This is a genomic window from Pseudarthrobacter sp. NPDC080039, from assembly GCF_040702335.1.
Classification (GTDB): Bacteria; Actinomycetota; Actinomycetes; order Actinomycetales; family Micrococcaceae; genus Arthrobacter; species Arthrobacter enclensis_A.
The window spans coordinates 51,042-72,384 of record NZ_JBFBKY010000017.1 but is presented as its reverse complement, the minus strand read 5'-3'; the positions used below and the strand labels follow the sequence as shown (position 1 = coordinate 72,384).

Here is a 21,343-nt window from a genome sequence, read left to right as displayed (position 1 = left end):
AAGTCGTTGTAGCGGCCGGGGGCGCCGGGGGTGGCGGTTTCGTCGGTGAGGGGGAAGCCCAGGAAGCCGGCGGGGCCGCCGAGTGCGAGGTAGTTCCTCCGGATTTCGCCGTGCAGTTCGTGGGCGCCGGTGCCGGGGCTCCAGTAGATGGTGCCGCGTTCGAATTCCTGGGCGCGACCGCCGGCGATGTCGTACGCGCTGCCGACTGCTGTTCCAAGGAATGATGCGCTGCCGCCGAGCTGCAGATAATGCTCGGCAATCTCGTCGTCGCCAGCCTGTTCGACAACCATCGACGCGCGAACGTTCCGCTGGGCAGCCGCCGCTGATGCGGCCCCCATGGTCGGTCCCAGGGCAGCGCCCCCAAGACCATTGCCGAGGGTGAGGGCTAAGGCCATTACGAGGACGGCGGGTCGAGTCCGGCGCATTGTGACCCCTTGGTGCTGATTGAGACTTGCGGAACTTGGTCAAGACGCTACGCTCCGGGGGCCTGCGCGGGCAGGTCCAGAAGTCCCGAATCGTGATCCAACCATCCGCGGCGCTGTCGCAGTTGCCGCTGCATCTTCCTTACTTCAGGAACTTCGACGTCCTCCTGTCCGCCAGGATTTTGCTTTTTGTCTGGCAGGTGGGGCAGTACTGCAGTGCCGTGTCCGCGAACGAAACTTCCCGCACGGTATCGCCGCATACGGGGCAGCCCTCTCCCGTCCGGGCATGGACCCGCATGTGGCTGCGTTTGACGTCTTTAAGGTCCTTGGGTGGCTTGCCCGCCGCCTCTGCCAGCGCTTCACCCAGCACGCTGTGGATCGCGTCGTACAGCACCTGCACTGTCTCCCGGTCCAGCGATTTCGCGATGGCGAAGGGCGAGATCTTTGCGGCGTGCAGGATTTCGTCGCTGTAGGCGTTCCCGATGCCGGCGATGACGCTCTGGCTGCGCAGGAGTCCCTTGATCTGCTGGGGACTGCCGGCGAGGATCTCCGCCAGCATGTCGGCGTCGAAGGCTTCGGTAAAGGGATCCGGGCCCAGCGTGGCGATGCCCGGCACCTCCTGCGGGTCCCGCACCACATAGACGGCCAGGCTCTTCTTGGTGCCAGCCTCCGTCAGGTCCAGGCCGCGCAGCCCCTCCGGCCCGGAGAAAGCGCAGCGGACCGCGATGAGTCCCTTGCCCATCCGGAGCTGGCGCTCGGAGGGGGAGTCCGTGAACCGCACCCAGCCGGCGCGCGCAAGATGGAACACCAGGGAAATGCCGTCCGTATCGATGCTGATGAACTTTCCGAACCGGCGGACGCCGGACACGGTGCGGCCCTCGATCGCGTTGAAGGGAGGGTCTGCCGTCTTGAGCACTGCGAAGGAGACGATCTGCAGTTTCGTGACCACACAGCCTCGCAGCTGCTCGTCAAGGAACGAGGCCAGGCCGGCTACTTCAGGGAGTTCGGGCATGACCTAGCCGCCCTGCTTCGCCAACGGTCCCACGGATGCCGCGCCGGTGCTTGCACTCATGGCTCCCATCTTGTCAGAAGGGCCCGTCCCCGCCCCGGCAGTTGTGCCTATACTTTCAGCGGCGGCCCGTTTTGCGGGCCCCTTTTGACATTTGGCGTGTACCCCGATGAAAGGCCCCCCATGAGCAACATTCCCGAAGACCTGTCCTACACCGCCGAACACGAGTGGGTCACCGCCCCGAATGCCGACGGCGTGGTCCGCGTGGGAATCACCGACTTTGCCCAGGATGCCCTTGGAGATGTCGTTTACGCCCAGATGCCCGAAGTCGGCACGAAGATTACGGCAAACGAAGTGGTGGGCGAGGTGGAGTCCACCAAGAGCGTGAGCGACATCTATGCCCCCGTTTCCGGCGAAGTCGTGGCCCGCAACGACTCCCTGGACACCGATTCGGCCCTGATCAACACGGATCCCTACGGAGACGGCTGGCTCATCGAGGTCAAACTCGCCGAACCCGATGCTGTTGAGTCCCTGCTCAGTGCATCGGAGTACGAACAACAGGTAGGCTAAAGCTAACCGGTAATTCCGGTCCGGCCCCGCGCCGCAGGCAAGGCGTCTCCGCACGTCAGGCCCGGATCGGGTGCCGGCGCCGGACCTGCCGGTCAGGGCCGGAGAGCAAACGTTGGTTGCGGGTTGGATTTCCGCAACGTCTAGGAGGAGGAATCCATGGCTGGCCACAGACACAACCCTGCCGATGGGGATTACGGCACGGGTGCGGCTAGGGCGTCGGAGACCACCTCGATCCATCTCACCCCCGTCACCGACGAACCCACCATCGCCCCCAGGCTGTCCTCGGAAGAGCGCAACTCGGTTGAGGCGCTGCCGGCAGGCTCGGCGCTGCTCGTGGCGCACAGCGGCCCGAACGCCGGCGCCCGGTTCCTTCTGGACTCGGACGTGACCACCGCAGGCCGCCACCCGGACGCGGACATCTTCCTGGACGACGTCACGGTGTCCCGCCGCCACGTGGAGTTCCGGCGTACCGCGCGCAGCTTCGAAGTGGTAGACAAGAACAGCCTCAACGGCACTTATGTCAACCATGACCGGGTGGACCGCGTTGAGCTGAAGTCCGGCAGCGAAGTCCAGATCGGCAAGTTCCGCCTCACCTTCTACCTGAGCCCTGCCACGGCTGCAGGCCGCAGCTGACCCGGGGACCGCTGCCTGTGGCAATGGCACAACCGGAACGCCGGGGCCCCCAGGTCCTGAACATTGGCGAAGTCCTCGCCCAGCTGAGTGCCGACTTCCCGGGCATGACTGCGTCGAAGATCCGGTTCCTTGAGGAAAAGGGGCTCATCAACCCCAGGCGTACCCCTGCCGGCTACCGCCAGTATTCCGACGGCGACGTCGAGCGGCTGCGCTTCGTGCTGGCCTTGCAGCGGGATCAGTACCTTCCCCTGAAAGTCATCAAGGACTACCTCGACGCCATCGACAGGGGAGAGCGGCCGGAGAACCTGCCGCCCGGCGTCGTGGTTTCCCCGCGCATCGTCTCCGACGAACTGGCTGCCGAGCTGCAGAACCGTGGCCGCAAACTGACAGAGGAACAGCTGCGCACCGAGTCGGGCGCCAGCGTGCCCCTGCTGCAGTCACTCCTGAGCTTCGGCCTCATCAGCCACAGCAACGGCCAGTTCGACGAGCATGCCCTCCAGGTTGCCCGCGCCTGCGTCCAGCTGGAAAGCCACGGCCTGGAACCCCGCCACCTGCGGCCGTTCCAGGCAGCTGCCGAACGGGAATTCGGCTTGGTGGAACGTGCAGTCGCACCGCTTGCATCCCGCAAGGATTCGGCATCACAGGCGCGGGCCGCCGAGGCCGCCCGAGAGATCAGCGACCTCTGCCTCACCCTGCACCGGGCCCTGGTGCAGGACCACATCTCACGCATGGACATCTGATGATCGAAGTCGAGATAGTAGGCGTTCGCATCGAATTGCCTTCCAACCAACCGCTGGTCCTGCTCAAGGAAATGCACGGCGAACGCCACGTCCCCATCTGGATCGGCACCCCGGAAGCCAGCGCCATCGCCCTGGCCCAGCAGGGCGTGGTCCCGCCCCGGCCCATGACCCACGACCTCCTGGTGGACGTCGTAGAGTCCCTGGGCCACTCCGTGGTCAGCGTCAACATTGTCGCCGTGGAGGACAACATCTTCTACGGGCAGCTGCAATTTGAAAACGGAACCACGGTGAGCTCACGGGCCTCGGACGCCCTTGCGGTTGCGCTGCGCGCCAAATGCCGGATCTGGTGCGCAGACTCCGTCATGGATGAGGCGGGCGTCCGGATCACCGAACATGACGAGGGGGAGGACGCCGAGCCGGGCCCCACCGTGGATGAGGAACGCGAACTGCGCCGCTTCCGCGAGTTCCTCGACGACGTCGAACCCGAGGATTTCGACGGCTAAGGTCACGTTAAGGTTAAAGTTAAGGCTGAAAGTTTCGACACGCCTCTTCCAAGCCCCGAAGGTCTTTGACCTCGGGACCCGCCGGGCCTAACGTCGAAGTATCAAGTTCCCTTGCTTACGGCAGCCCCGCAAGTCACACTGGAAAGTGCGCCCCGCGGAAAAATTACACGCATGGTCTTCATGCCAAGGCCGCCGTATCAGTGCCAAGGGAGCGTACGACAAGGAGGATCCAGGTGAGTCCCAAAGGCGAAGCAGGAGGGCTAAAGCAGCCCACGGCTGGTGTTGCTGTGCCCGTAAGTGGTGCCCAGGGCCTCCTGTTTACCGAGGACCTTCCCGTACTGGACGAAGATGCCGGCTACCGTGGGCCCACCGCCTGCAAGGCTGCCGGAATCACCTACCGCCAGCTCGATTACTGGGCCCGCACCGGCCTCGTTGAACCGGCGGTCCGCGGTGCGGCCGGATCCGGGTCCCAGCGGCTCTACGGTTTCCGCGACATCCTGGTGCTCAAGGTGGTCAAGCGGCTCCTGGACACCGGCGTGTCCCTCCAGCAGATCCGCACCGCCGTGGAGCACCTGCGGGAGCGCGGCGTTGAGGACCTGGCGCAGATCACGCTGATGAGCGACGGCGCCAGCGTCTATGAGTGCACTTCCGCCGACGAGGTTATCGACCTGGTGCAGGGCGGCCAGGGCGTCTTCGGAATCGCTGTGGGACGGGTATGGCGCGAGGTGGAAGGCAGCCTTGCGTCCCTGCCCAGCGAACACGCCGCCGAACAGTCCTTTCCCGACGACGAACTGAGCAAGCGCCGGGCAGCGCGGAAGATCAGCTGACCGCGCTTCAGTAATTAGCCGATCAGGGCCGCCCTCCACTTGGAGGGCGGCCCTGACTGTTTTGGCTCTTTGTCTTGGTTCTGTGCCTGGCCGCGCAGGCGGACAGGAGGGGAGGTCAGCGGACGCGGCTGCGCAGTCCGCTGCCGGCGGCCATAAGGTTGGACAGAAGGTCATCGAACAGGCCGGCCGTGGATTTTGCCGAGTCCCCCGGCCAGTGGTGGACCGGGTGCGCGGCGCCCTGGATCTGCTGCCAGTTGGCCTGTTCGGGAATACGGGGGCTCAACAGGAGTTCGCCAAACATGGACTCCATCTCGGCGAGCCGGTACGTGTGCTCGGAGGAGCCGCTCCGCACCCGGTTGGCCACGATTCCTGCCGGCGACAGGTTCGGTGCGAACTCCTGTTTGAACAGCTGGATGGCCCGCATGGTGCGTTCAGTGCCGGCAACCGAGAACAGGCCCGGCTCGGCAACCAGGGCAACCTTGTCGCTGGCGGCCCATGCCATGCGCGTGAGGCCGTTGAGGGAGGGCGGGCAGTCGATGAGGACAAGCTGGTAATCGTCCGCGCCGGCCAGCACGGAGGAAAGCCGGCGGAGGTCCCGGCGGCCGAGATCGGGCCGGTCATAGATGCCGGTGTATGCCGAGCCAACGGCCACATCAAGGACCGCGGGCCCGGATCCGTTTGGCGGGGTGCGGTCGGCCCAGCTGCTGCGGACCACGTTTTCGGCCAGTTTCGCCCGGCGCGGGCTCTTGAGCATCCTGCCAATATCCAGCTGGTCGCCCGGCTGTACGCCGAGGGCGGTGGTGGCGTCGGCGTGCGGGTCAAGGTCCACCACCAGTGTCCGGACTCCCGCGGCCAGCGCCGCAGACGCCAGTCCTGTGGTGACGGAAGTCTTGCCGACTCCACCCTTGAGGCTGCTGATGCTGACTACTTGCACTTGAGAGACCAAAACCTAACGCCGGATGCCGTGTTGGGGGTAATGTTTGCCTCGGCAGAGCCGAAGCCGGACGGTCCTGCCGCCCTACACATCATATGTTGATGCGTCGGCGAATCCTGCTTTATCGGGCGTCGGCATGGCACCGACTATGGTGCCGGGGCGGTTTCCGCCAGCCAGGCTGAAAGCGTTCGGGACATGACGGGGAAATCTGTGACCGTTGCCACAAAGATTTGTTTTTGTCCTTGCAGGTCCTAGACACTGTGACCACTCATTCGATCCACCCCGCAATGATGCAGGAGAAGCATGTTTTCCAAAATTCTGGTGGCCAACCGCGGCGAAATCGCGATCAGGGCCTTCCGCGCCGGCTACGAGCTGGGCGCCAAGACCGTTGCCGTTTTTCCCCAAGAGGACCGAAACTCCATCCATCGCCAGAAAGCGGACGAGGCCTACCTGATTGGCGAGGAAGGCCATCCGGTCCGGGCTTACCTGGACGTGGCAGAGGTGGTACGCGTCGCGAAGGAATCCGGCGCGGACGCCATCTACCCGGGATACGGGTTCCTCTCCGAGAATCCTGAACTGGCCCGTGCCGCAAAGGAAGCGGGCATCACTTTCGTGGGTCCGCCCGCCGAGGTGCTGGAGCTGGCCGGCAACAAGGTGGCGGCGCTGAAAGCCGCCCGGGAAGCCGGCGTTCCCGTCCTGAAGTCAAGTGAACCGTCCAAGGACCTGGATGAGCTCCTGGCCGCGGCCGATGAGATCGGCTTCCCCATCTTCGCCAAGGCCGTGGCCGGCGGCGGCGGCCGGGGCATGCGCCGCGTAGATACCCGCGAGGCCCTCCCCGAAGCCCTGAAATCAGCCATGCGCGAGGCAGATGCTGCGTTCGGGGACCCCACCATGTTCCTGGAACAGGCAGTTCTCCGTCCGCGGCACATCGAAGTACAGATCCTCGCGGATGCAGAGGGCAACGTCATGCATCTCTTCGAACGTGACTGTTCCATCCAGCGGCGGCACCAAAAGGTCATTGAGATCGCCCCTGCCCCCAACCTGGACGACAGCATCCGCCAGGCGCTCTACCGTGACGCGGTGAAGTTTGCCCAGGCCTTGAAGTACGTGAACGCCGGTACTGTCGAGTTCCTGGTGGACACCGAGGGGGAACGGGCAGGCCAGCACGTCTTCATCGAAATGAACCCCCGTATCCAGGTGGAGCACACAGTGACCGAGGAAGTCACCGACGTGGACCTGGTCCAGGCCCAGATGCGGATCGCCTCGGGCGAGACCCTTGCGGACCTCGGCCTCTCCCAGGACACCGTCAGGCTTCGCGGGGCCGCCCTGCAGAGCCGGATCACCACTGAGGATCCCGCCAACGGCTTCCGGCCCGACGTTGGAAAGATCACCGGATACCGCTCCGCCGGCGGCGCCGGCGTCCGGCTGGACGGCGGCACCGTCTACTCCGGAGCCGAGATCAGCCCGCACTTCGATTCGATGCTGGTCAAGCTCACCTGCCGCGGCAGGGACTACCCCGCGGCGGTTGCCCGCGCCCGCCGTGCGTTGGCTGAGTTCCGCATCCGCGGCGTCTCCACCAACATCCCCTTCCTGCAGGCCGTGTTGGATGACCCGGACTTCATCGCCGGGGATGTTGCCACTAACTTCATCGACCAGCGCCCGGAACTGCTCAAGGCCCGGGTCTCGGCGGACCGCGGCACCAAGCTCCTGACCTGGCTGGCCGACGTCACCGTCAACAAGCCCAATGGCGAACTGACCGTCCACTCGGACCCTGCCCACAAGCTTCCCGACGTCAAGGACAAGCAAGCGGCCCCCGGGTCACGCCAGAAGCTCCTTGAGCTGGGCCCGGAAGGGTTCGCGAAGGCACTGCGTGAACAGACCCCCGTCGCCGTCACCGACACCACCTTCCGCGACGCACACCAGTCCCTCCTGGCCACCCGCGTCCGCACCCGGGACTTGGTTGCCGCCGGCCCCGCCGTTACGGCCCTGCTGCCCGAACTCCTGTCCGTAGAAGCATGGGGCGGTGCCACTTACGATGTCGCACTGCGCTTCCTGGGCGAAGACCCCTGGGACAGGCTGGCTGCCCTTCGCAAGGCCATGCCGAACGTCTGCATCCAGATGCTGCTGCGCGGCCGCAACACGGTCGGCTACACGCCGTACCCCGAAGAGGTGACCGAAGCGTTCGTCAACGAGGCAGCGGCCACCGGCATCGACATCTTCCGGATCTTCGACGCGCTGAACGACGTCAGCCAGATGGCGCCGGCCATCCGCGCGGTCCGGGCCACGGGCACCGCCGTTGCCGAGGTTGCCCTCTGCTACACGGGCGACATGCTGGACCCCGAGGAGAAGCTCTACACCCTGGACTACTACCTCGGCCTGGCCCAGAAGATTGTCGACGCCGGAGCCCACATCCTGGCCATCAAGGACATGGCGGGGCTGCTGCGGCCCGCTGCCGCGGCGAAGCTGGTTGCGGCCCTGCGCGAACGCTTCGACCTGCCCGTCCACCTGCACACCCACGACACCGCCGGCGGCCAGCTGGCCACCCTGCTGGCAGCTGTAGACGCCGGCGTGGACGCCGTGGACGTCGCAGCGGCATCGCTGGCCGGCACCACCAGCCAGGTCTCGGCGTCGGCCCTTGTTGCGGCCCTGGCCCACACACCCCGGGATACCGGCCTCAGCCTGGACGCCGTCAGTTCGCTTGAGCCGTACTGGGAAGCCGTCCGCCGCGTCTACGCGCCGTTCGAGTCCGGGCTGCCCGGCCCCACCGGGCGTGTGTACAAGCACGAGATCCCGGGCGGCCAGCTGTCCAACCTGCGCCAGCAGGCCATGGCCCTCGGCCTGGGCGAGCGGTTCGAGGCGATCGAGGACATGTACACGGCGGCCGACCGCATCCTGGGCCACCTGGTGAAGGTGACCCCGTCCTCCAAGGTGGTGGGCGACCTCGCCCTGCACCTGGTGGGCCTCAACGCCGATCCCGCGGATTTCGAAGCCAACCCCCAGAACTACGACATCCCCGACTCCGTGATTGGTTTCCTGTCCGGCGAACTCGGTGATCCTCCCGGAGGCTGGCCCGAGCCCTTCCGCACCAAGGCCCTGCAGGGCAGGAGCGTGAAGGTGCGCGACGTCGAACTCAGCGCCGAGGACAGCGCGGCGTTGAAGTCCGACTCGAAGACCCGCCAGCACACGCTGAACCGCCTCCTCTTTGAGGGACCCACCAGGGACTACCTGAAGAGCGTGGAGACGTACGGCAACATTTCCGTGCTGGACACGCGTGACTACCTTTACGGCCTCCAACGTGGCACTGAGCACGAGATCCAGCTCGAGCGCGGCGTCCGCCTCATCGCCTCCCTGGAAGCTGTCTCGGAACCGGACGAAAAGGGCATGCGGACGGTCATGTGCACCCTGAACGGCCAGTCCCGGCCCGTGGTGGTCCGCGACCGCTCCGTGGTCAGCAACGTAAAGGCCGCCGAGAAGGCCGATCCGGCCCAGCCCGGCCAGGTGGCCGCACCGTTCGCCGGTGCCGTCACGGTCACCGTCAAGCCGGGTGACACCGTCAAGGCCGGAGACACTGTGGCAACCATCGAGGCCATGAAGATGGAAGCATCAATTACGACGCCGGTTGGCGGCAAGGTCTCCCGCCTCGCCATCTCCGCCGTCGAGCAGGTCCAGGGCGGAGACCTGCTACTGGTCATCGAGCAGTAAGAAGTTCAGACGCAACGAAAGGGTCCTCCCGTGACGGGGGGACCCTTTCGTTGTTGTGCCGTATCAGGGACGCGGGGCGGAGTACATCTCTTCGATGACGGTTTCGAAGTCCTTCATCACCTGGGCCCGCTTCACCTTCATGGAGGGGGTCAGGTGGCCGGATGCTTCCGTGAAGTCGGCAGGGACGATGCGGAAGGACTTGATGGCTTCGGCCTGGGAGACCGAGGTGTTGGCCGCCGTGATGAGGTCCTGCACTGCTGCCTTGACCACAGGGTTCTGCGCGGCCTGTTCCAGTGTGGTGTCTGTCGGAAGGCCGTGGCGCTGGAGCCAGCCCGGCAATGCCTCCTGGTCCAGGGTCACGAGGGCTCCGATAAAGGGCCGGTTGTCGCCCACTACGAGGACCTGGGATACCAGGGCGTCGGCGCGGATCTGGTCTTCAAGCAAAGCCGGAATGACGTTCTTGCCGCCGGCGGTGACAATGATTTCCTTCTTCCGGCCCGTAATCCGAAGGAAACCCTCCTCATCCAGTTGTCCGATGTCCCCCGTATGGAACCAGCCGTCGGTGAATGCCTCAGCAGTGAGGTCGTCCCGCCCGTAGTAGCCCCGCATGACGCAGACCCCCTTGGCCAGGATCTCACCGTCGTCGGCGATCTTTACGGCATTGCCGGGAAGCGGCTTGCCTACGGAACCGATCTTGATCCGCTGCGGGGTGTTGACCGTAATGGGCGCCGTGGTCTCCGTCAGGCCGTAGCCTTCCAGCACCTGCATTCCAATACCCTGGAAGAAGTGCCCCAAGCGCTCGCCCAGGGGGCCGCCGCCGGAAACCGCGTGGGCGACCTGTCCGCCCATGGCGGCCCGCAGTTTCCCGTAAACCAGCCTGTCGAACAGCGCGTGCCGGAGTTTCAGGCCCAGGCCCACGCGACCTTCCTGCCGGGCCCTGGAGAAGGCGATGGCCGTTTCGGCTGCCCGATGGAAGATGGCGCCCTTGCCGCCGTCCTCGGCTTTGGTCAGGGCGGAGTTGTAGACCTTTTCGAAAACCCTTGGCACGGCGAGGATGAATGTCGGCTCGTAGCTCTGCAGATCGCCCAGGAGGTTCTTGATGTCGGGGGTGTGGGCCACGGTGGTGCCGGCGGCCATGGCAAGCACCGAAATGAAGCGGGCAAACACGTGGGCCAGCGGCAGGAACATGATGGTCTTGGCCTTCTCGTGGACGATTTCGCCGATGATGGCCAAGGCGTTGTCCGAGAGTTCAACGAAGTTGCCGTGGGTCAGTTCGCAGCCCTTGGGACGCCCCGTGGTTCCGGAGGTGTAGATGATGGTGGCCACGTCATGCAGGCCTGCTGCGCTGCGGCGGGACTCAAGTTCTGCGTCGCTGACGTGGCGGCCGGCCTCCCTTAGGCTGTCCAGACCCTGGCCTTCGAGTTGCCACACATGCTGCACAGCAGCGAGTCCCTCGGCAGTGACGGCCTGGCGGATCACGTTCTCGTGGTGGGCAGACTCGGCGAAGGCGGCGACCGCGCCGGAATCGCCCAGGTTCCATGCGACCTGGGAGGGGGAGGACGTCTCGTAGATGGGAACGGAAACGGCACCTGCGAACCAGATGGAGAAGTCCACCAGGGACCACTCATACCGGGTCCGGGACATGATGCCGACGCGGTCCCCGGCCCCTACTCCGCTGGCGATCAGACCCTTGGCCAGGGCTTTGACGTCTGCCAGGAACTCGGTGGCCGGCACGTTGCGCCAGGAGCCCGCAGAATCCAGGCGTGAAAACAGTGCCGGATCGCTGGGCTTGGCCGCCTGCCGCAGCACCAGGTCGGTGATGTTCGTCTCAGGCGGGACAACGACCAAGGGCGGAACACTGAATTCGCGCACTATAGCTCCTTTGATATCTGAAGTCCCGCGCAGGGGGTTGCCTAAAGACTAATACCCCTGATGGAACAGTGCAGTACATAAACCTACTGACGAGTAACTTAGCCGTCAATGCCCGCGCCGGCAGGCCGCATATGTCAAGACAATTCAGCTCCGCGCCTAGAATGGTGCACTATGTACGGAGCCTTGTCCGGCGATCAGGCCGGCCCCCTGAAAAGACCCGCCCCCTGGCGCCTCCGTCCGGCCACCTACCGCGCCGGCCAGCTTCATGGGGGCGGCGGCGGCCACCTCCGCCTGGGCCGCAAGGGCCTCGCGATCGGGATAGACATCGGGGGAACCAAGGTGGCAGCGGGCGTGGTGGACGCCGAGGGCCGCATCCTCAGCGAGGCACGCCGGTCCACCCCGGGAACGGACCCCCGTGCGGTGGAGCAGGTCATTGTCGAGCTGGTGGAGGAACTGGGTCAAGGGCACCGCATCTGGTCCGTCGGCATCGGCGCTGCCGGCTGGATGGACCTTGCCGGGGGAACCGTTCTGTTCAGCCCGCACCTGGCATGGCGCAACGAACCGCTGCGTGAAAACCTCCAGCGGCTGCTCCGCCGTCCCGTGCTCCTGACAAACGACGCCGATGCCGCAGCCTGGGCCGAATGGCGCTTCGGCGCGGGGCAGGGAGAGGACCGGCTCGTCTGCATAACGCTGGGCACCGGAATCGGCGGCGCCATGGTGATGGACGGCAGGGTGGAGCGCGGCCGGTTCGGAGTGGCGGGGGAGTTCGGCCACCAGATCATCATGCCGGGCGGCCACCGGTGCGAATGCGGCAACCGCGGATGCTGGGAGCAGTATGCCTCCGGCAACGCCCTGGGCCGGGAAGCCAGGCTCCTGGCCCGGTCCAACTCGCCCGTGGCGCAGGACCTCCTGGCTGCGGTGGATGGGCACCCGGAAGCCATCACGGGGGCGATCGTGACCGAACTCGCCCTGGCCGGCGACCGTGCCTCCCGGGAACTGATCGAAGAGGTCGGCGAATGGCTTGGGCTTGGCCTGGCCAACCTGGCTGCGGCCCTTGATCCGGGTCTGTTCGTTATCGGCGGCGGTCTCTGCTCAGCCGGGGACCTGCTGGTGGAGCCGGCCCGCAAGGCGTTTGCCAGGAACCTGACCGGCCGTGGCTTCCGCCCGGCTGCAGGGATTGAGCTCGCGGCACTGGGTCCCAACGCCGGCCTTATCGGCGCTGCCGACCTTTCACGCGTCAGCAGCCGCGTCCGCAGGTGACGGCGGCGGACAGGGGGCTGGCCTGCTAGACCCGTGCGCCGTCGTCATCCCCGTTCTTTTCCTGGGGCAGTTTCATGATCAGGTACACCGCGCCGAGGACGAACACGGCAACGATGCCGATAATGGCCAGCACGGGTGCCGAACGCCAAAACATGGCGGACAGCAACAGCGCCACCGGTCCCCCCACGGCCCCGAGCCAGGCGAGCATGGTCAGGGGGGCGGTGCCGGCGAGGCTGGGCGGCTCCTCCGGCACGAACTCTTCGCCGTCGTCGTCCAGTTCATAGTCCCTTGGACGGTCAGTGGACTGGCCCCCGTCTCCGGTTTCCCGCCCGCGGTGTGTCTCCGCCTGGCGGTCAGCCGCGGACATTTCCGTCGGCGGCATCCCCGCGAGGCCCAGGGGATCGAAATCCCGGAAGGATGGCGGCCCGGTTGTTTCGGGGGCCTCCGCGGCGTTGGCGGGGGACCGCTGTTGACCGGCCGCCGGTGGATCCGGGCGGATCGCCACCGTGTCGGATTCCAGCCGCGCCACCAGGTCCAGCCACACGGCGTCGTCCTGGTTGGCACCCGGGTCCGGCTGTTCGGAGTCAGGCCTGTTCACTGCGGACCTCCTGTCCGCTTCCCGTCGGGGCGCCGGGCATGTCCCGCAGCACCCTCCGGACAAACTCCACCGATCCCTCAAAGATCTGGTCTGCATCGTTGTCCAGGGTAGCCACGTGGTAGCTGTTTTCGAGCCGGACAACCTCAAGGGGGGCGTTTGCCAGCCCGCGCCGCAGGGCGGCCATGCTGGAATCGGACACCACATGGTCCACGGCAGAACGGTACACCTGGACGGGCGCCGTGACCCTGGGAAGGAGCCGGACTGTGTCCTTGAACATTTTGTTCAGCTCGTGGGCGGCCGCTACGGGAGTGCGCGCGTAGGCGCCTTCATCCATGCCGGCTTTCAGGATGTCATTGCCGATCGAAGGCGTGCTTCTCAGGACCAGCTTGAGGATTCCTGCCAGCGGCGCCCGGGGATCGTCGATCACCAGTCCGGGATTCACCAGGACCACTCCGGCGACGGGGCGGGTAGCGGCGATGCGGAGGGCCAGGGCCCCGCCCATGCTGAGTCCGGCCGCGAAGACGTGGTCGCACTCGCCATCAAGTTCCAGGAACGCAGCATCCAGGGCGCCGTGCCACTGCTGCCACCGCGTGCGGGCAAGATCCTGCCATGTGGTTCCATGGCCGGGCAGCAACGGCATCCGGACGGCGAAACCGGCCCCCGCGAATGCAGTCGCCCAGGCACGAAGGCTGTGCGGGCTTCCCGTGAACCCATGGGAAAGGACCACGCCGGCGCGGTGGCCTTCGCCGCTGAAGGCGCTGCTGAACGGGCTGTGGTCAGGGCCGGACGTCATGGCGTCTCCAATGTGGTGGTGCGGTGGGCGTGGGCGTCGACGAATTCCCCCGACCTGGCAAAGATGGCGGGCGCGTCAACGTCCAGAGTAGCCACATGCCCGCTGCCGGCAAGGTCCACCACTTCGGTGATCCTTGTGCCCAGCCCCTTTCGAAGGAGCGCAAGGGACGTGGGTGGAACCACGGCATCGGTGCGGGACTTGAAGACCTGGACGGGAGCGTCCACCCGGGGCAGGCTCCGCACCGTGGCGGCGAACAGCTTCTTCAATTCGTGAACCGCGGCCAGTGGAGTCAGCGAGTAATCGCCATCGTTGGTTGCCGGCGCGTTGGTCTGGTCCTCCTGGACCGGGACGGTGGTGCGCTGGAGGTATTTGAGCAATGCAATGATCCGGACCCTCCGGTCGTAGAAGCTCAGGCCCGGATTGACCACGCTCACCCCTGCCGCCGGGTGGCGTGCTGCCGCCAGCAGCGCGATGGCCCCGCCCATGGAGAGGCCGGCGGTGAAGCAGGACTCCGTCCGCCCGGCCAGATCAAGGAATGCCTTCTCGTAGGCCCCGTACCAGTCTTTCCAGCCCGTGGCTGCGAGTTGCCGCCAGTCGGTCCCGTGCCCGGGCAACAGGGGGACCGAGACGGCATACCCCAGGTCCGCCAGGTGCTGCGCCCACGGCATGATGCTCAGCGGGCTGCCCGTGAACCCGTGGCAGATAGCCACCCCTATGCGGGCATTGGCTCCGTGGCCCGGATGGTTGAAAGCGGCAGGACGGGGCGCAGTGCTGCTTTCGGTCATGAGTCCATCGTGTCACTGTTCCAGTCAATTCTCACTAGAGTAGGGTTGCATTGATTCGCTGGCCACGCCCGATGCCGGGCCTGGGGGCTGCCTTCCGGAGAGGTTCACCACGTGTTCTATTGGGTCATGAAGAGGATCTTCCTCGGTCCGGTGATCAAGTTGCTTTTTCGGCCGTGGGTCAAAGGCCTGGACAATATTCCGGCGCAAGGGGCGGCCATCATCGCCTCCAACCACCTGTCGTTTTCCGATTCGATCTTCATGCCGCTTATGGTCCGCCGGCCCGTGGTCTTCCTGGCGAAGGCGGAGTACTTCACCGGCACGGGTATCAAGGGCAGGCTGACGGCGGCCTTCTTCCGCCTTACCAACCAGCTCCCCATGGATCGCTCCGGTGGCGCCGCCTCAGCCGCGTCGCTGAACGCGGGCATGGAAGTGCTCAACGCCGGGGGCCTGCTCGGCATCTACCCGGAAGGCACCCGAAGCCCGGACGGGCGGCTGTACCGCGGAAAAGTGGGCGTGGCCAGGCTGGCGCTGCAGGCCGGTGTGCCCGTTATTCCCGTTGCCATGATCGGGACCGACAAGGTCCAGCCCATTGGCAAGCGGCTGCCCAACATCCGCAGGATCGGGATGATCTTCGGCGAGCCCCTCGACTTCAGCCAGTACCGGGACCAGGCCGGGGACAGGGCGGTCCAGCGCAAGGTCACTGACGAGATCATGGCCCGGCTGATGCGCCTTTCGGGGCAGGAATACGTGGATGAATACGCGGCCGTGGTGAAGCTTCGGCTCGCCGGCAAACCCGGGGAACGGCAGGCTGCGGCGGAACCCCTCGCGGCCCCGGTGGCCTCCCAGGGCGAGTTCGTGCAGGACGAGGCTGCGGCCAACGGCAGCCCGGCGTCCGCGCGCACGGTTGGAGACGACGACGCCGGGACAACAGCCGCCGGATAGCGGCACTTCCTGCCCGCCGCCATGGTTGTGACGGCGGGAGCGTGGAGCGTGACGGGCCGGTGCCCGCCGCTGCCGCCCTGCCGCTAGTCTTAGAGGGTGACTGAGCTATCTGCAAAACCTGCCTTTTCGCTGTCCAGCACCGCACAGAGCGGAGCCGCCAACTATCCGGGACTGGACAACTGGCGGGACCTTCCCATCTCCCAGCAGCCCAGCTGGCAGGACCAGGACGTTTTTGAGGCTTCCGTGAAGGAACTGTCAGTCCTTCCGCCCCTGGTGTTCGCAGGTGAAGTGGATGTGCTGCGCGAGCGGCTGGCCGCCGCCGCCCAGGGCAAGGCATTCCTGCTCCAGGGCGGCGACTGCGCCGAAACCTTCGACGCCGCCACAGCTGACAAGATCAGCGCCCGCGTCAAGACGATCCTCCAGATGGCCGTAGTCCTGACCTACGGTGCTGCGATGCCCGTCATCAAGATGGGCCGCATGGCCGGCCAGTTCGCCAAGCCCCGTTCCTCCAACGAAGAAACCCGGGACGGCGTAACCTTGCCCGCGTACCGCGGCGACATTGTCAACGGGTACGACTTCACGCCTGAGTCGAGGGGCCACGACGCTTCCCGGATGCTGCGCGCTTACCACACCTCCGCTTCCACGCTGAACCTCATCCGAGCCTTCACCCAGGGCGGTTTCGCCGACCTGCGGTCCGTGCACCAGTGGAACAAGGGCTTCACGGAGAACCCGGCCCACGCGCGTTACGAGTCACTTGCCCGTGACATCGACCGGGCCATCAAGTTCATGGATTCCTGCGGCGCAGATTTTGAAGCCCTGAAGCGCGTCGAGTTCTTCGCCAGCCATGAGGCACTGCTGCTGGACTACGAACGTGCCCTGACGCGCATCGACTCCCGTACTGGCTTCCCGTACGACACCTCCGCGCACTTCCTGTGGATCGGGGAGCGCACCCGGGAACTGGACCACGCCCACGTCGATTTCCTCTCACGGGTTCGAAACCCCATCGGCGTCAAGCTTGGCCCTTCCACCACCGGGGATGATGCCCTGCGCCTGATCGACAAGCTGGACCCGGAGCGCGAGCCGGGGCGCCTTACCTTCATCACGCGCATGGGCGCCGGCAACATCCGGGAGAAGCTGCCGGCCGTCGTCGAAAAGGTCACTGCCTCAGGAGCCCAGGTACTCTGGGTCACTGATCCCATGCACGGCAACACAGTCACGTCGCCCAACGGCTACAAGACGCGCAACTTCGACGACGTCATCGACGAAGTGCGCGGCTTCTTCGAGGTGCACCATGGCCTTGGGACGGTACCGGGCGGGTTGCATGTCGAGATGACCGGCGACGATGTGGCCGAGTGCCTGGGCGGCGCGGACCCGATTGACCAGGACGCCTTCCTGGACCGCTACGAGTCCGTCTGCGATCCCCGTCTGAACCATATGCAGTCACTCGAAATGGCCTTCCTGGTGGCCGGCGCCCTCACCAAGCACTAGGACTTCATCCAAACACCCGGCCAGCGGTCCGGGAGCGAAGGGGGCCGGCGCTGCCGACCCCCTTCGCTATACCACCGTGATGGTGACGACCGACCCCTCCGGTACCTCGCGGTCCACGGGCGACTGGTCCCGGACCGTCCCGAAAAAGCCGCCCAGGATGTTGTTGACCCGGACCTGGAAGCCCAAAGCCTCCAGCGCCTTACGTGCGTCTGACGCTTGTTTCCCGATATAGCTGGGGACCTTGACCATCCTTGGTCCCTTGGAAATGGTCAGCGTGACCGTTCCACCCCGGTTCAGCGTCCCGTTGGCAGGGGACTGGCTGACGACGGCGCCTTCAGGGACGTTTCGGTCGAACACTTCATCCGGAGCTACCTCAGCTGTCAGCCCTGCTGCCTGGACCGCAGCCACGGCGTCGTTCCTGGGCTTTCCGGTGACTTCGGGAACAGGGATGGGCTGCGGACCCTTGGAGACCCCGAGGGCCACGGGCGTGCCATGGCGCGCGGCGGTGCCGGGAGCGGGATCCTGGGACAGGACGGTGCCCGCCGGTGCGTTCTCGTCAAACCTTTCGGAGACGGTCCCCAGCGCCATCTCCGCCGCGTTGAGCGCCTTCTTCGCCGCGTCCAGGGTGCCGCCGGTGAGCTTCGGCAACGGGAAGAGCTGGGGCCCCTTCGACACCAGCAGGGAGACCGGCTGGAACTTCCGGATCTCGGTCCCCGCGGCGGGATCGCTGCCCACCACCAGCCCGGTGGGAACCTCGTCGTCGAAGACATCGCTGGTGCTGGAGTGGAAGCCGGCGCCACTGAGTAACTGCTGCGCCTGTGCCACGGTCTTGTTGGCCACGGCAGGGACGGCAGCGGCAGCACCCGGCCCCATGCCGAAGAACCATCCGGCGCCGGTTGCCAGGAGCGCGGCAACGATGAGGACCACGACCCAGAAGACGCCTCGGCGCCGCGGGTTCCCTTCACGCAGCGTACGCACAGGAGTGGACGCGGCCGCGGCGCGGAGCTTTTCGCTTTCCCTGTCAGCCCGGCGCTGGGCCCTCTTGCCCAGCCGCGGCGGCGGGGGAGACCAGCCGCCGTCGGCCTCGTCGTCGTCGGGCACTGTCAGAGCGCCACGCTGTTGGTACCGGACGTGGGCCGCCCCATGTCCCTCTGTGGTCCGGTCCGGTAACTGCCCGGATTGTCCGGGCGGATGCGCGGGCGCCGCCGGTCGCCCCGGTGGCAGTACGGTGGTTGGATGGCTGGCCCGGGCCAGGACCTCCGTCTGGTGCTGGCGTGCGGCGGCCGCTGCTGCAGGTGGTTGCAGGTCCAGTTCCGCATCGGTGAGGTTCGTCCGGATGTGCCGGAGTTCCTGGAGCAGCGCATTCCCGTCAACAGGCCGGTTCTCCGGGTCATTGGCGGTACACCACTGCACCAGTTCGTCCACCTCCCCGGCCAGCCCGGGCACCAGCAGCGACGGCGGTCCCACGGTGCCGTTGACATGCTGGTAAGCCACCTGGATGGGCACCTCGCCCTCGAACGGTTGCCGGCCTGTGAGCATCTCGTACAGCATGATGCCCACGGAGTAGACGTCGCTGCGGGCGTCCGCCGGCTTGCCCAGGACGAGCTCCGGCGAGATATAGGCCACAGTTCCAAGCAGGGCCCCGGTGCTGGTTGAGCTGGTGACCGCCCTGGCCAGTCCAAAGTCGCCAATCTTGATCCTGCCGTCATCGGCGATCAGGACGTTTTCGGGCTTCACGTCACGGTGGATGAAGCCGGCTGCGTGGGCAGCGCCCAGGCCCTCCACCACGGGGTCGATCAATGCCAGGGCCAGTCGGGGAGTCAGCGCACCCCTGTCCCTGAGCAGGTCCCGAAGCGTATGGCCCTTGATGTACTCCATAACCAGGTACGCGGTGTTTCCGTCGTGGCCCTGGTCCAGGACGCCCACCACGTGCGGATGTGAAAGGCGCGCGGCCGCCTTTGCTTCCCGGCCCAGCCTGTCGAGAAAGCTTTCATCGGAAGCAAGGTGCGGGTGGAGCACTTTGAGCGCCACCTCCCGGTCCAGTCTCTGGTCCACGGCGAGGTAGACGGTGGACATGCCGCCTCGGGCGAGCCTGGAAGTGACTGCATAGCGGCTGTCCACCAGCGTCCCTGCAACTGGGTCTGACACGTCTTCCTGCACCTTACGATCCTAATCCCGCAGCAAAACGCGTCCGAAACGAAAACGGGTCCGAACCGGTAACGGTTCGGACCCGCCGCACTGGCGTGGCCAGTGGAAGAGGCCTATCTGAAGTTCTTCTGGTGGGCCTTGATGGCGGCGACGTATGCCTTGGTGTCGTCGTACATGCCGTACTTGCTGACCGAGTACTGGCCCTGGTAGTAACCGGCAAGGGCGGTGTCCTGGTCCTTGCTGGTTGCCAGAAGCTGGCGGATGATGGCCACGCCGGCGGTGGCGTTGTCATAAGGATCCAGGAGGTTCAGCTTCCGTCCCACCAGGTCCGATGCCCACTGGCCGGAACTCGGGATGATCTGCATGGTGCCGATTGCATTGGCGGGTGAGACGGCCCGCTGGTTGAAGCCGGATTCCTGGTACGCGAACGCCAGGGCCAGCGAGGGGTCCACGCCCATGCGCCGCGCTGTGTCGGCGACGATGTTCTTCATTTCATCCCGTGAGGGAACAGGTGAAGCGTTCAGCAGTGCCTTGTTCGCATTGGCGGAGCTGACAACGGCGGCGGGGTAGCTGAAACCGAGGAAGGAACTGGGCACCAGGGGAGCTGCTGCCGGCTGCGGCGCTGCTGCCGGCTGCGGAGCAGGCTGTGCGGAGCCGCCGGGAATCACCAGCTTGCTGCCGGGGTAGATGATCGTCGTCATGCTCAGCTTGTTGGCCGCCAGCAGGTCTGCGAGCTTGACGCCATTGCGGGATGCAATGGCGGAAAGGGTGTCACCGGCTTTGATGGTGTAGGAGCCGGGCGCCGGTGCTGAGGTGTTTGCCAGGGCGGGTGCCGGAGCAGGTGCAGCAGGGGCAGGGGCAGGAGCAGGGGCTGCGGGAGCAGAATCGCCGGCGCTTACCTTGATCTTCTGTCCCGGATAGATGATGGAACGCATCGAGAGGTTGTTCCACGCAAAGACGTCCGAAAGTGACACGTTGTGCCTTGCCGCGATGGCGCCCAGGGTGTCGCCGGGCTTCACGGTATAGCTTGCACCGCCTGAGGGCGCCGGAGCCGGCGCTGCCGGGGCGGGCGCCGGAGCAGGGGCCGCGGGCGCGGGCGAGCCGGAGAGCTTGAGCTTCTGTCCCGGGTAGATGATGGTGTTCGACTGCAGGTTGTTCAGCTTGAGGATCTCCCCGGTGTCCAGGCCGAAACGGCCCGCAATCGCGCTCACGGTATCACCACGGACAATTGTGTATTCAGCCGGCGCAGCCGGCTGCGCCGGCTGGAAGGCTGCGGGAATAGTCGTTGAGACGAAGGCGGCAGGTATTACTGCGCCCGCCGCCTCAGCAGCGGCTTGGGCTTTCATTGCCGCTGCCAGGCTGCTGGGAATGCTCCGCGCCGGCTGGGCCGCCAGGGCGGGCTGGGCCAGGGCGAGGGAGGACATAACGACCGCTGGCAGCGCCGCGGTGGTGGCGGCGATCATCGGCAGACTCGGCTTGGGGGGCTGCTTGGGCGAGCGGGACATCGTCATCGGAAAAGATCCTCTTCTCAACTGCGGGTGCGGAGCGGACGGGGATGCCGCTGTCGTTCTTGATACTACTGTGACTTAAGTTATTCGTGTTACAACTGTGATCAATGAGAATCTCTCACGAATTTGCGATTAGCACAAGAATTTTGGGATTCCCTGTAATGACCTCTTTCCGGGAGTGTCTGCAGGTCGGAGCCCGGTTGAATTACCCCGGCTAGGCGCCGGGACGGCGAGCGTGGCACCCTTGATCCGTGAATAATGTAGAAAACCTGGTGGGTGAGTGGTTGCCGCTGCCCGACGTCGCCCGTTTATTGGATGTTTCAGTCACCAAAGTGCATAGCCTTATCGACGAACGTGCCTTGGCGGCCCTAAGGGTGGGGGAACGGAAAATCCGGTCGGTTCCTGCGGAATTCATCCAGGACGGCCAGATTGTGGACAGTCTCAAGGGGACAATCGTGGTGCTCGCGGATGCGGGCTATTCGGATGAGGACCTGATTGTGTGGCTGTTCACGCCAGACGAGTCCCTGCGCGGGCGCCCCATCGACGCCCTGCGGGAAGGCCGCAAGACCGAAATTCGGCGAAGGGCCCAAACACTGGCCTGGTGAACCG

Annotated in this window: 18 protein-coding genes and 1 pseudogene; 10 read left to right on the top strand and 9 right to left on the bottom strand. The window is 65.8% G+C overall.

Features of this window, described 5'->3' with window-relative positions:
- Window positions 1-425 (bottom strand): annotated as a pseudogene (locus tag AB0313_RS16420) (hypothetical protein); the annotation flags it as partial.
- A gap of 139 nt (window positions 426-564) precedes the next feature.
- Complete coding sequence (locus AB0313_RS16415; protein ID WP_366306803.1) at window positions 565-1,434, bottom strand: DNA-formamidopyrimidine glycosylase family protein; 870 nt, start codon at window positions 1,432-1,434, stop codon at window positions 565-567.
- Window positions 1,435-1,614: 180 nt separating this feature from the next.
- Here AB0313_RS16415 and gcvH point away from each other — a divergent pair, with 180 nt between their 5' ends.
- The 5 genes from gcvH (at window position 1,615) to AB0313_RS16390 (ending at window position 4,704) form a co-directional block, all read left to right on the top strand.
- On the top strand, window positions 1,615-2,001 hold the full coding sequence (gcvH, locus tag AB0313_RS16410) for a glycine cleavage system protein GcvH (RefSeq protein WP_141940850.1): 387 nt from the start codon (window positions 1,615-1,617) through the stop codon (window positions 1,999-2,001).
- Window positions 2,002-2,157: 156 nt separating this feature from the next.
- Entirely contained in the window at window positions 2,158-2,634 is a 477-nt protein-coding gene (locus AB0313_RS16405; protein ID WP_141940851.1) for an FHA domain-containing protein, read from the top strand.
- 23 nt (window positions 2,635-2,657) lie between these two features.
- Window positions 2,658-3,374 (top strand): MerR family transcriptional regulator, encoded by a 717-nt coding sequence (locus tag AB0313_RS16400; protein WP_141940852.1) that lies wholly within the window; start codon window positions 2,658-2,660, stop codon window positions 3,372-3,374.
- Window positions 3,374-3,877 carry a bifunctional nuclease family protein gene (locus tag AB0313_RS16395; RefSeq protein WP_056331728.1) on the top strand — a complete coding sequence of 168 codons (504 nt, stop codon included), beginning with the start codon at window positions 3,374-3,376 and terminating at the stop codon, window positions 3,875-3,877. Before AB0313_RS16400 ends, AB0313_RS16395 begins: the two co-directional genes overlap by 1 nt.
- 233 nt (window positions 3,878-4,110) lie before the next feature.
- Complete coding sequence (locus AB0313_RS16390; RefSeq protein WP_018763528.1) at window positions 4,111-4,704, top strand: MerR family transcriptional regulator; 594 nt, start codon at window positions 4,111-4,113, stop codon at window positions 4,702-4,704.
- A gap of 115 nt (window positions 4,705-4,819) precedes the next feature.
- Here the strand turns inward: AB0313_RS16390 and AB0313_RS16385 are convergent, their stop codons facing one another.
- Window positions 4,820-5,638, bottom strand: a complete 819-nt coding sequence (locus AB0313_RS16385) for a ParA family protein (RefSeq protein WP_141940853.1) — start codon at window positions 5,636-5,638, stop codon at window positions 4,820-4,822.
- A gap of 303 nt (window positions 5,639-5,941) precedes the next feature.
- Between AB0313_RS16385 and AB0313_RS16380 the strand changes: the two genes are divergently transcribed.
- The gene (locus AB0313_RS16380) at window positions 5,942-9,340 is read left to right on the top strand and encodes a pyruvate carboxylase (RefSeq protein ID WP_141940854.1); all 3,399 of its coding nucleotides are present in this window, start codon (window positions 5,942-5,944) and stop codon (window positions 9,338-9,340) included.
- 63 nt (window positions 9,341-9,403) lie between these two features.
- Here the strand turns inward: AB0313_RS16380 and AB0313_RS16375 are convergent, their stop codons facing one another.
- Entirely contained in the window at window positions 9,404-11,212 is a 1,809-nt protein-coding gene (locus AB0313_RS16375) for a long-chain fatty acid--CoA ligase (protein WP_141940855.1), read from the bottom strand.
- 171 nt (window positions 11,213-11,383) lie between these two features.
- Here AB0313_RS16375 and AB0313_RS16370 point away from each other — a divergent pair, with 171 nt between their 5' ends.
- Window positions 11,384-12,472 carry an ROK family glucokinase gene (locus AB0313_RS16370; RefSeq protein WP_307310293.1) on the top strand — a complete coding sequence of 363 codons (1,089 nt, stop codon included), beginning with the start codon at window positions 11,384-11,386 and terminating at the stop codon, window positions 12,470-12,472.
- A gap of 25 nt (window positions 12,473-12,497) precedes the next feature.
- Here the strand turns inward: AB0313_RS16370 and AB0313_RS16365 are convergent, their stop codons facing one another.
- From AB0313_RS16365 to AB0313_RS16355, 3 genes are read right to left on the bottom strand one after another with little or no spacing between them, the layout of a single operon-like run.
- On the bottom strand, window positions 12,498-13,070 hold the full coding sequence (locus tag AB0313_RS16365; RefSeq protein WP_307310295.1) for a hypothetical protein: 573 nt from the start codon (window positions 13,068-13,070) through the stop codon (window positions 12,498-12,500).
- Window positions 13,057-13,863: an alpha/beta fold hydrolase gene (locus AB0313_RS16360; RefSeq protein ID WP_141940857.1), complete on the bottom strand. Its 807-nt coding sequence runs from the start codon at window positions 13,861-13,863 to the stop codon at window positions 13,057-13,059. Before AB0313_RS16360 ends, AB0313_RS16365 begins: the two co-directional genes overlap by 14 nt.
- Entirely contained in the window at window positions 13,860-14,648 is a 789-nt protein-coding gene (locus tag AB0313_RS16355; protein WP_141940858.1) for an alpha/beta fold hydrolase, read from the bottom strand. Before AB0313_RS16355 ends, AB0313_RS16360 begins: the two co-directional genes overlap by 4 nt.
- Before the next feature lie 111 nt (window positions 14,649-14,759).
- On the opposite strand from AB0313_RS16355, the gene AB0313_RS16350 reads away from it, so the two are divergent.
- Together AB0313_RS16350 and AB0313_RS16345 are read left to right on the top strand one after the other, a co-directional pair.
- Window positions 14,760-15,590, top strand: a complete 831-nt coding sequence (locus tag AB0313_RS16350; RefSeq protein ID WP_366306797.1) for a lysophospholipid acyltransferase family protein — start codon at window positions 14,760-14,762, stop codon at window positions 15,588-15,590.
- Between the two features lie 96 nt (window positions 15,591-15,686).
- Window positions 15,687-17,078, top strand: a complete 1,392-nt coding sequence (locus AB0313_RS16345) for a class II 3-deoxy-7-phosphoheptulonate synthase (protein ID WP_141940860.1) — start codon at window positions 15,687-15,689, stop codon at window positions 17,076-17,078.
- 66 nt (window positions 17,079-17,144) lie between these two features.
- On the opposite strand, the gene pknB is transcribed toward AB0313_RS16345, so the two are convergent.
- Together pknB and AB0313_RS16335 are read right to left on the bottom strand one after the other, a co-directional pair.
- Window positions 17,145-19,238 (bottom strand): Stk1 family PASTA domain-containing Ser/Thr kinase, encoded by a 2,094-nt coding sequence (gene pknB, locus AB0313_RS16340; RefSeq protein ID WP_366306795.1) that lies wholly within the window; start codon window positions 19,236-19,238, stop codon window positions 17,145-17,147.
- Window positions 19,239-19,339: 101 nt separating this feature from the next.
- On the bottom strand, window positions 19,340-20,737 hold the full coding sequence (locus AB0313_RS16335; protein ID WP_366306793.1) for a LysM peptidoglycan-binding domain-containing protein: 1,398 nt from the start codon (window positions 20,735-20,737) through the stop codon (window positions 19,340-19,342).
- 248 nt (window positions 20,738-20,985) lie between these two features.
- Here AB0313_RS16335 and AB0313_RS16330 point away from each other — a divergent pair, with 248 nt between their 5' ends.
- The gene (locus AB0313_RS16330; protein ID WP_174237489.1) at window positions 20,986-21,339 is read left to right on the top strand and encodes an Rv2175c family DNA-binding protein; all 354 of its coding nucleotides are present in this window, start codon (window positions 20,986-20,988) and stop codon (window positions 21,337-21,339) included.
- The last annotated feature ends 4 nt before the right edge of the window (window positions 21,340-21,343 follow it).

Excerpts from the sequence above, each read along its gene's own strand:
- AB0313_RS16415 (WP_366306803.1), bottom strand. The coding sequence starts at position 1,434 with ATGCCCGAACTCCCTGAAGTAGCCGGCCTGGCCTCGTTCCTTGACGAG.
- gcvH (WP_141940850.1), top strand. The coding sequence starts at position 1,615 with ATGAGCAACATTCCCGAAGACCTGTCCTACACCGCCGAACACGAGTGG.
- AB0313_RS16405 (WP_141940851.1), top strand. The coding sequence starts at position 2,158 with ATGGCTGGCCACAGACACAACCCTGCCGATGGGGATTACGGCACGGGT.
- AB0313_RS16400 (WP_141940852.1), top strand. The coding sequence starts at position 2,658 with ATGGCACAACCGGAACGCCGGGGCCCCCAGGTCCTGAACATTGGCGAA.
- AB0313_RS16395 (WP_056331728.1), top strand. The coding sequence starts at position 3,374 with ATGATCGAAGTCGAGATAGTAGGCGTTCGCATCGAATTGCCTTCCAAC.
- AB0313_RS16380 (WP_141940854.1), top strand. The coding sequence starts at position 5,942 with ATGTTTTCCAAAATTCTGGTGGCCAACCGCGGCGAAATCGCGATCAGG.
- AB0313_RS16370 (WP_307310293.1), top strand. The coding sequence starts at position 11,384 with ATGTACGGAGCCTTGTCCGGCGATCAGGCCGGCCCCCTGAAAAGACCC.
- AB0313_RS16360 (WP_141940857.1), bottom strand. The coding sequence starts at position 13,863 with ATGACGTCCGGCCCTGACCACAGCCCGTTCAGCAGCGCCTTCAGCGGC.
- AB0313_RS16355 (WP_141940858.1), bottom strand. The coding sequence starts at position 14,648 with ATGACCGAAAGCAGCACTGCGCCCCGTCCTGCCGCTTTCAACCATCCG.
- AB0313_RS16335 (WP_366306793.1), bottom strand. The coding sequence starts at position 20,737 with ATGACGATGTCCCGCTCGCCCAAGCAGCCCCCCAAGCCGAGTCTGCCG.